The following is an 8,991-nucleotide window of genomic DNA, read 5'->3' as shown; positions in this document are numbered from 1 at the left end:
TGAAGCCCTCCTCATGATAATCATTACTTTCCCAGGAATTTCTATATTTTCCTCAGACTATTTATAACATTATAGCATTTCATACTTCAATAAACATTTTAATAGAAGAAAAAAATAAAATTATAGCAAAATACACCCGTAATTTTCATTCTTTAGAGACCAAGCGAGCTAGTTTCACTTTCATCTATATCGTGATATTCCGCGTATACTTCACGTTTAGCGATGCCTCGTAATACTGCAACTTCTTTAATGGCTTGCTTGGACGTTAAGTTTTGTTGCGCCATTACTTCTTCGACGTGTTCTTTTAGGCTAAGGTGATCAAACGTGATAACATCTTCATCAACCACATGATCATTACCAGCAACTACAATCACAAACTCGCCACGTATCTCCGATGTTTTGGCCCACTCAATGATTTCTTCAATCGTGCCACGAATAAACTCTTCATATCGCTTAGTCAACTCACGACAAAGTGTTATTTGGCGATTTCCCATCCCTTTATAAAGAGCATTTAATGTCTCTTTCAAACGATGCGGTGACTCATAAAAAAGCAAAGTTTCAGGTTTTTTAGCTAATTTCTCAATTTCTTCTTGGCGTTCCTTTTTAGAGCGTGAGATAAAGCCATAAAATAGAAAAGGTTGTGGCGTAATTCCTGAAGAAATCAAAGCTGTTAACGCCGCATTTGCCCCTGGCAACGGCACAACAGTTATTCCAACAGCTGTCGCTGCTAGTACCAACTCATGTCCAGGATCTGAAATAGATGGCATGCCTGCATCGCTCACTTGTGCAATATTTTCACCTGCAAGTAAACGTTGAACTAATTCATCGCCACGTGTACGTTTATTATGTTCATGATAACTGACCATGGGTGTTTTAATTTCAAAATGATTAAGTAATTTAATCGTATTACGTGTATCTTCCGCAGCGATTGCATCTACTTCTTTTAGTATTTTAATTGCACGAAATGTCATATCTTCTAAATTACCAATCGGTGTTGGCACAAGGTACAACTTCCCCGCATCAGATGGCTGAAAACTTTGTTGCGTTTGCATGTTAACTCTCCTCTACTTTTTTGCTTTTTAAATAACGTTCCTTCGCCAGACGCGATTGTTTTTTAAAGGCATACTCTGCCTTCATCGCTAATGAACGATTCTCAAATACTTCATGATGGATTAATTCTACAGGGCGACGAGTGAATGTATACTTACAACCAAAACCGCGATTATGTTCGGCCTCTCGCCTCACAATATCAGTTGTATAACCACCATAATAAGTATTATCTGCACACATCAACACATAAAAATAATGTTTAGTCTGTTCCATATAGCCATTCCTTGATTTGTTTTGTATAGCCATCTGCTTCATGAACAAAGATAGGCGGTTCAAAGATGACACCTGGTTTCCCATCCTTAATCGCTTCAACTAAAATAGTATTCGCTGCTTTATCAGGCGTTGGATGTACCCATTGAATGCGCTTTGGTTCTAAGCGGTAACGACGCATTAAATCAATAATTTCAATCAAACGTTCTGGACGATGAACCATCCCTACTTTACCATTTTGTTTAGTTAATGAACTCGCTGTACGCACTACATCTTCAAGCGTACACATCACTTCATGTCGCGCGATTGTATGATGTTCATTCTTGTTTTTTTCACCTGCAGGAGGTGTTGAAAAGTAAGGCGGATTGACAGTCACGTAACTATAACTTTCATTATCGAACTGTTGAGTCGCCTCGCGTAAATCACCTTCATAGATATGAATACGCTGTGAGAGTTCATTATATTCAACTGACCTCTGGGCCATGTCTGCTAAACGGGGTTGTATTTCAAGCGCGTCAATGGTGACCTTTGTTTTTGAACTAAGCAATAATGGGATAACACCATTACCACTACATAAATCCATTATTTTCCCTTTACTATAGGGAATACGACAAAAATTAGCTAGCAAAACTGCATCCAATGAGAATGAAAAAACACTGGGACTTTGAATAATACGCAATGATTGCGCCAATAGATGATCAAGACGTTCATCTGTTTTTAAAATTACTTCCACTCTTACTCCTCCTTGATACGATAACGCTGTTATGCAAAAAAAGAGCCTCCTATTTTAACGGCGACTCTTTGAAATTATTGATTTTTATGTCCTAAAAAACCGAGACAAAACAAGCAGTCTTCACCATTTGTACGGGGACTTCCAAAGTGCACATTGCAAATATGAAAGCCTTCTTTATACAATTGCATAAGATTATCATGCCCTGCTGATTGATCAGGCGTTACTGTTTGCGTTGTTTCTGACACTTTATCGCCACCATCTTCGGCCGGCACATCCTGCTGTTGATTTAGCGCCTCACGTAAATGTGTATTTTCGATAGTTAAGCGATTGTTTTCTTCCAAAACAATTTGTAAATTATCTTTTAAGCCACTCAATTGACCATATAGATCACCAATCTGTTCTTCCATGTTTGTCACAGAATCAAAAAAAGCTTTTTTATCCATACAACATCCGCCCTTTACTAACCTTTTATACTCTTCATTTCAATTAATTCTTCTAATGAATATTCAACTACTCCAGCATTATCTTCTAATTTAACTTGCACAATACGCTGTAACATATTTAAGCCTGTTACTCGCCCTTTTCCTGCAGCAGTAACCAATTTACGCCCAACATCAGGCATCGCTTTTTTAGCTTCTTCATATGTATCGTTCTCATATTTTAAGCAACACATCAATCGACCACAAAGACCAGATATTTTCGTTGGATTTAACGATAAATTTTGATCCTTCGCCATCTTGATTGATACGGGTTCAAAATCACCTAAAAAGGTAGAGCAACAAAGCATTCGTCCACAAGGGCCGATTCCACCTAATAATTTGGCTTCATCACGAACACCAATCTGTCTCAACTCAATACGCGTTCTAAAAACAGCGGCTAAATCCTTAACAAGTTGTCTAAAATCGATACGACCTTCTGCTGTAAAATAAAAAATCATTCGATGTCGATCAAATGCAATTTCAACATCTACTAATTGCATATCTAATTTTCTTTTTTTGATGCGTTCTTTTGCAAGAACAACAGCTTCTTTCTCACGTGATTCATTTTCAATCACTTTATCAATATCTGCTGGCGTTGCTTTTCGCATCACCTTTTGCAGTGGTAAAACAACATCTTCTTCATCCATTTCACGTTTGGTAAAAACAACTTTACCAAATTCCAAACCATGAGAGTTTTCAACGATGACCGCATCACCCTCTTTTAGCGGTTTGTACGGTGGCTCAAAATAATATATTTTACCAACAGGCTTAAAACGAATGCCTACAACCTCTATCATTTAGTTCCCTCCTAATTTTTTATTGCTACAAAGGTCAACACAAGCTCTTCCATTGCTAATTGTGCGCCTACATTTGCTTCTATTCGTTTCTTTGCAGTTAAAATCTGTTCAATCTCATAAGTGGTTGTGAGTAATTTTGTATTCAATGCGTCTTGCTTCAACATCTTTTCTTGCTGCATACAAATCAGCGGTTGTTCACTCACCAATTGTAGATGCAATTTATCTTCATACAACGCAAGCAATAAATCTAAACCCAACTGCGTGTTATTTTTTTCTTTAAAATGACCTATCCAATCTGTTTGAATATAAATCAACGCCATTGGATCGGCAACCCTCAGATACCCATAAAGTTGAACCACATGCTTACGCGCTTCAACAAACCATTCGTCTTGGGCCATCTCGATTGCTTCAGAACTACTCTGAGTTAAATGTGCAACAACTCGACCACGTGCTTCTGATATACCTTGCGTTTCTAATTCACGCACTAAAACCTCCGTTGCAAGTGGCTGAAACGTCAATAATTGGCAACGTGATTGAATAGTAGGTAATAAACGTTGAACAGCTGTTGTCAAAAAAACAATCAAAACTTCAGCTTCTGGTTCTTCAATAAATTTTAACAGGCTATTCGCTGACTTCGCAGTCATTTTTTCAGCCTGATTAATGATGATTATTTTTTTATCTGATTCCATACCTCGTTTAACAAAGGCCTGGCGTAAATCTTTAATTTGTTGTGTTTTTATCGAGGCACCATCTGGTTCAACAAAGTGAACATCTGGATGATTACTTTCTTCAATCCGTCGACAGTTTACACACTTATTACATACCCTATTTTCAGGTGAAGCTTGCATACAAAATTGTGCTTTTGTTAACCAAGAAGCAACTTCGCGTTTCCCAATTCCTCGTGCTCCTTCAAATATGTAAGCATGACCCAGTCGATTTTCAGTGATACTTTGGGTAAGTATACGCATCACAACAGGTTGTCTTTTTAGATATTCAGCTTGCATGTTCACGTATACCTTCTCCTTTTATTGAAAATCATCTTCTCTTATTATACAACTTAAACGGCTCTTTAGCACTCATTAGATAGCTAGACTATTATATTTAGTTACCAAAATTGTCTTTTTTTCTAAGAATCTCTTCATTAGAGTAGCTTTTGCTTGCGTATAAATACTTTTAAAAAACAAAAAAGTCGTGAAATATAATCTATTTCACGACTTTTTATTATGAGCTGCTATTATTTAACACCCTTCATTAACTTAAGTAATTGCGGTGTAACCATAAACATAATTAAACCAACAATAACAGCAATTATTCCGAGTGTACCGAAATATTGAACTTCAATGTCCGGTGTAAATATTTGACCAATTTGAGCATTAATACCTTGTGCCATAGCATTAGATAAGAACCACACACCCATTGTTTGTGCAGCAAATGCTCGTGGTGCTAATTGTGTTGTAACACCTAAACCAACTGGTGATAAACATAATTCTCCGACTGTTACCAGAAGGAAACTTAAAATAAGCCAGATTGGACTTGCAGTGTGTTCTGCTGTGCCACCAATAAGACCGGGAATCATCATGATTAAAAATGAAGATCCAGCAAACAGTAGCCCTAGAGAGAACTTACGTGGTGTAGACGGTTGACGCTTACCTAATTTTGTCCATATCAGAGCAAAAACAGGCGATAAGAAGATAATAAAGAGCGGGTTAAACGACTGATAAAACGCTGGTGAAATTTCAAAATTAAACAACGTTTGTGAAACACGTTTATTTGCAAACACAGCGAGTACGCTTGAACCTTGTTCTTGAATCATCCAAAACATTACAGAAGTTAGGAATAATGGAATATAAGCCAATAAACGCGATCGCTCTTCTGTGTTTGTTTTTTTGCTTCGCAACATCACTACAAAGTAAAGAATTGGTAACAAAATCGCTACAAAACTAATGAAATTGATAACATTTCCAACGATTAGTGTTCCTGTTAGATAACCAACCAATGCGATGATTAATAAACCACCTAAAATCGATCCGAAGAGTAATGTAACTTTACCACGCTCTTCTTTTGCAATTGGATTTGGTACGTTTTTCCCTGCATCACCTAAAAATTTATTTTGAGTGATTACAAAGAAAATTAAACCTAGAGCCATACCAACAGCAGCTATTAAGAAACCAACATGGAAACTTATTTTCATTAATGAACCTGTAACATACGGCGCAAGGAAACCACCAAGGTTAATTCCCATGTAGAAAATACTGAAACCACCTGCGCGTCTCGCATCTTCGGGTGAATATAAATCCCCAATCATCGAGGACACGTTAGGTTTTAACAACCCTGTACCAATAGCTAGAAACACCATTGAACTGAATAATCCCGTAACACCTGCATTAGGTAATGATAGTACAACATGTCCTACCATGATAAGAATACCACCATAGAAAACAGCTTTTCTTGTACCAAATACGCGATCGGCTAACCAACCACCTAAAACACCCGTCATATAGATTAACGAACCGTAAATTGACATCAGCGCAATTGACAACGATTCATCAAGACCTAATCCACCTTTAGAAATTGAATAGTACATATAGTAGATTAAAATCGCACGCATACCGTAGTATGAAAAACGTTCCCATAGTTCGGTAAAGAAGAGCGTAGACAACCCTTTAGGGTGTCCGAAAAATCCTGTATCTGTGTTTTTCTGGTCTACTGACATTTTTTTAAACATTCCTCTCGTAATTAACAAAGATATTTGTTAGTGCTTGTTAGAGGTTTTTTTCTGTCCTAGATTAGAAGCGATAAAAATGATCTACTGGTAAGATGAACACTGTTGCGCCACCCACTTGTACTTCAACTGGATAAGGTACATAAGTGTCGACGGTTACGCTTAGTGATGCCACAGGAGAAATAGCTTGTTCTCTTGCTTTACAATTTTCTTTGATTATTTCTAAGACGTCGTCCACTTTTTCATCTTCTGTACCAATAATAAATGTTGTGTTTCCGGCTTTCAAGAAGCCCCCTGTTGTCGCCAACTTAGTAGTACGAAATTTAGCTTTCATTAACTTAGTTTGCAGTTTTCCACTATCTTGGTCCTGTACAATTGCTAAAATTAATTTCATTTTAAATTCCTCCTTTTAAAGTTCTGAATATGTCGGGAAAGCGCTGTTTTAGCGTCTGAATAATTGCCTCTGTTACTTCTTCAACTGCTTGATTTGCATTAATCACAACGATTCGTTCTGGAAAACGTTCAATCACTTGACGATATCCTTCAACAACAGTTTCATGGAACTCTTTTTTCTCAAGATCCAATCGATTAATTTCACGATCTTTATTTGCATAAATACGTTCAAACCCAACCTCAATAGGCACATCGAGATAAAAAGTTACTTGTGGCATCAAATCAGCTATCGCAAACTGATTCATTTCCCAAACATTATCAACACCAATATTTCTACCATACCCTTGATAAGCAAGCGAACTATCTACAAAACGATCGCAAACAACTACTTTACCATCAGTTAAGGCCGGCATCACTTTCTCCACTAGATGCTGACGTCTTGACGCTGCATATAACAACGCTTCAGTTCGCGCATCCATCATCGTGTGTGAGACATCCAATATGACATCACGAATTTTTTCAGCAATCGCTATACCTCCTGGCTCACGCGTTAGAACTATCGATTTTTCAACCTCTTTTTCTAAGCGTTCGACTAACAATTTGGCAACGGTTGTTTTTCCAGATCCCTCTGGTCCCTCTAGTGTCATGAAAAAACCTTTTGTCATAATGATTACCCCATTCAATAATTATTTCTGTGAAAATCGGATGATCATCGCTTCTTATAACATCTAAAAACCTCATTTTAAATATTATATTAACCCATTATATCGCAAATCAGCATAGATTTCACATTTTTTTATAGCAAATACTACTATTTTTTATTTAGATATACACAAAACAGCTATATGGAAACTAGTACAGTCTCATGAGAACGCTTTATATGATGCCTAGAGATTCCTTAATATTGAAAACGTCTCATATACTTGGGACTACTTGCAAGGTTTTGATAACGCACTTCTCGCAATACAAAATAGTACATCGCTTTCGTGCGTTGTTCATTAAAAGCAACAGCATTATTCGTATCGTCACTTAATTGATATAAATGTTCCGCTAACTTCCAATTGTCATGTGTTTGCTTAGAAAGTTGTAATAATTTTTCATCGTACTCTTTGTGTAGCTTACGTTTTTTATTCTTAGCCATTTTTATGACTCCTTTAATTGTTTATAATTCACGGCGACCTTCCATTGCTTTTGAAAGTGTCACTTCATCAGCGTACTCCAAATCTCCACCCATAGGTAGACCATGAGCAATCCTTGTCACTGAAATACCTGAAGGCTTAATCAATCGTGAAATATACATTGACGTTGCTTCACCTTCAACATTTGGATTCGTTGCTAAAATAACCTCTTTGACCTCATCGTTTTGCAATCTTTTAAGTAATTGAGGGACATTTATATCCTCGGGTCCAATACCATCCATCGGGCTGATTGTACCGTGCAACACGTGATATAATCCACCAAAATCGCGCATTTTTTCCATTGCAATAACATCCTGCGGTGTTTCAACAACACAAATTAAACTGCGGTCACGTGTTTTATCTTCACAAATATAACATGGATCGGTATCTGTGATATGTCCACATACTGAACAAAAACCAAGGTCACGCTTTGCTTTAATAAGCGCTTGCGCAAAATCTAGCACGTCATCTTCTTTCATATCAAGTACAAAAAAAGCAAGACGTGACGCTGTTTTAGGACCGATTCCTGGTAATTTAGAAAAACTATCCATCAATTTCGTAATTGGTTCTGGGTAATGCATGCCTGTCAGTCCTTTATAATTGAATTATTATTAAAAAAGACACCTTTCGTCAATTCTAACAAAAGGTGTGTTTGTATTGATTTTTAAACGGTTACATCAATCCTGGGATATTCATACCACTTGTATATTTGCCCATTGTTTCAGCTGTTTGTGTTTCTACTTTTTTAAGCGCTTCGTTTGTAGCTGTTAAGATAAGATCTTGTAACATTTCGATATCTTCTGGATCAACAACGTCTTCATCTAAAACAACGCTTTGTACCATTTTATTTCCAGCAACAGTTACTTTAACAACACCGCCGCCTGCTGTTCCTTCAAAAAGTGTTACTTCTAACTCCTCTTGTGCTTTAGCCATTTCTTTTTGCATTTTTTGCATTTTCTTCATCATACCTTGCATATTTCCCATTCCACGCATAATTAGCGCCTCCTTATTAATCTTCTTTTATTTCAACAAGTTCTTCTCCAAACAATGCCACTGCTTGTGCCACTGCGGGACTAACATTGGTTGTTACTGGTGTCTCCATACTGTCAATTGCATCTGTTGTTTCTGATGTATTCGTTGAATCGGTTGAGTCTGTTGATTTTCTTTTCGCTATAAAATTAGAGCGAATTGATTCCCACGCTTCCTCTGGCACACCAAAAATGTTAAGTTGTTGTTGAGTTAGTCGTAGCACATGGGCTTTAACATCCTCTACAAATGTCGCATTTCCCATTGCCATTTGACAATGAATGTCGTATTTAAATTTGATAACAAACGACTGATCAGATGCTGCAACTGGTTCTGCTTCAGC

Annotated in this window: 12 protein-coding genes and 1 pseudogene; all 13 read right to left on the bottom strand. The window is 37.1% G+C overall.

Annotated features, from left to right (window positions below; genetic code table 11):
- Positions 1-152 precede the first annotated feature (152 nt).
- Positions 153-1,052, bottom strand: coding sequence for a 16S rRNA (cytidine(1402)-2'-O)-methyltransferase (gene rsmI / locus IKV95_RS01400; RefSeq protein ID WP_069125028.1), 900 nt, complete (start codon positions 1,050-1,052; stop codon positions 153-155).
- Position 1,053: 1 nt separating this feature from the next.
- The gene (locus tag IKV95_RS01395; protein ID WP_029091295.1) at positions 1,054-1,323 is read right to left on the bottom strand and encodes a GIY-YIG nuclease family protein; all 270 of its coding nucleotides are present in this window, start codon (positions 1,321-1,323) and stop codon (positions 1,054-1,056) included.
- Entirely contained in the window at positions 1,310-2,044 is a 735-nt protein-coding gene (locus IKV95_RS01390; protein ID WP_081312071.1) for a tRNA1(Val) (adenine(37)-N6)-methyltransferase, read from the bottom strand. Before IKV95_RS01390 ends, IKV95_RS01395 begins: the two co-directional genes overlap by 14 nt.
- 83 nt (positions 2,045-2,127) lie before the next feature.
- Complete coding sequence (locus IKV95_RS01385) at positions 2,128-2,496, bottom strand: initiation-control protein YabA (RefSeq protein WP_029091297.1); 369 nt, start codon at positions 2,494-2,496, stop codon at positions 2,128-2,130.
- Positions 2,497-2,513: 17 nt separating this feature from the next.
- Positions 2,514-3,329: a PSP1 domain-containing protein gene (locus IKV95_RS01380; protein WP_029091298.1), complete on the bottom strand. Its 816-nt coding sequence runs from the start codon at positions 3,327-3,329 to the stop codon at positions 2,514-2,516.
- A gap of 11 nt (positions 3,330-3,340) precedes the next feature.
- On the bottom strand, positions 3,341-4,333 hold the full coding sequence (gene holB, locus IKV95_RS01375) for a DNA polymerase III subunit delta' (RefSeq protein WP_287451331.1): 993 nt from the start codon (positions 4,331-4,333) through the stop codon (positions 3,341-3,343).
- 230 nt (positions 4,334-4,563) lie between these two features.
- Complete coding sequence (locus IKV95_RS01370; protein WP_069136492.1) at positions 4,564-6,042, bottom strand: peptide MFS transporter; 1,479 nt, start codon at positions 6,040-6,042, stop codon at positions 4,564-4,566.
- Positions 6,043-6,115: 73 nt separating this feature from the next.
- Positions 6,116-6,445, bottom strand: a complete 330-nt coding sequence (locus tag IKV95_RS01365) for a cyclic-di-AMP receptor (protein ID WP_029091301.1) — start codon at positions 6,443-6,445, stop codon at positions 6,116-6,118.
- A 1-nt stretch (position 6,446) separates the two neighbouring features.
- Positions 6,447-7,109: a dTMP kinase gene (tmk, locus tag IKV95_RS01360; RefSeq protein WP_029091302.1), complete on the bottom strand. Its 663-nt coding sequence runs from the start codon at positions 7,107-7,109 to the stop codon at positions 6,447-6,449.
- 233 nt (positions 7,110-7,342) lie between these two features.
- Positions 7,343-7,585, bottom strand: a complete 243-nt coding sequence (locus tag IKV95_RS01355; protein ID WP_029091303.1) for a DUF2508 family protein — start codon at positions 7,583-7,585, stop codon at positions 7,343-7,345.
- Between the two features lie 21 nt (positions 7,586-7,606).
- Complete coding sequence (recR, locus tag IKV95_RS01350; protein WP_029091304.1) at positions 7,607-8,203, bottom strand: recombination mediator RecR; 597 nt, start codon at positions 8,201-8,203, stop codon at positions 7,607-7,609.
- Positions 8,204-8,294: 91 nt separating this feature from the next.
- A complete protein-coding gene (locus tag IKV95_RS01345) occupies positions 8,295-8,615 on the bottom strand; it encodes a YbaB/EbfC family nucleoid-associated protein (protein WP_029091305.1) in 321 nt (106 codons plus the stop codon).
- 16 nt (positions 8,616-8,631) lie between these two features.
- Positions 8,632-8,991, bottom strand: a pseudogene (locus IKV95_RS01340) (DNA polymerase III subunit gamma/tau); the annotation flags it as partial.

This window comes from Brochothrix sp., from assembly GCF_017549435.1.
GTDB lineage: Bacteria > Bacillota > Bacilli > Lactobacillales > Listeriaceae > Brochothrix > Brochothrix thermosphacta.
The sequence above is the reverse complement of the archived record's forward strand: the minus strand, read 5'-3'. Positions and strand labels throughout refer to the sequence as shown.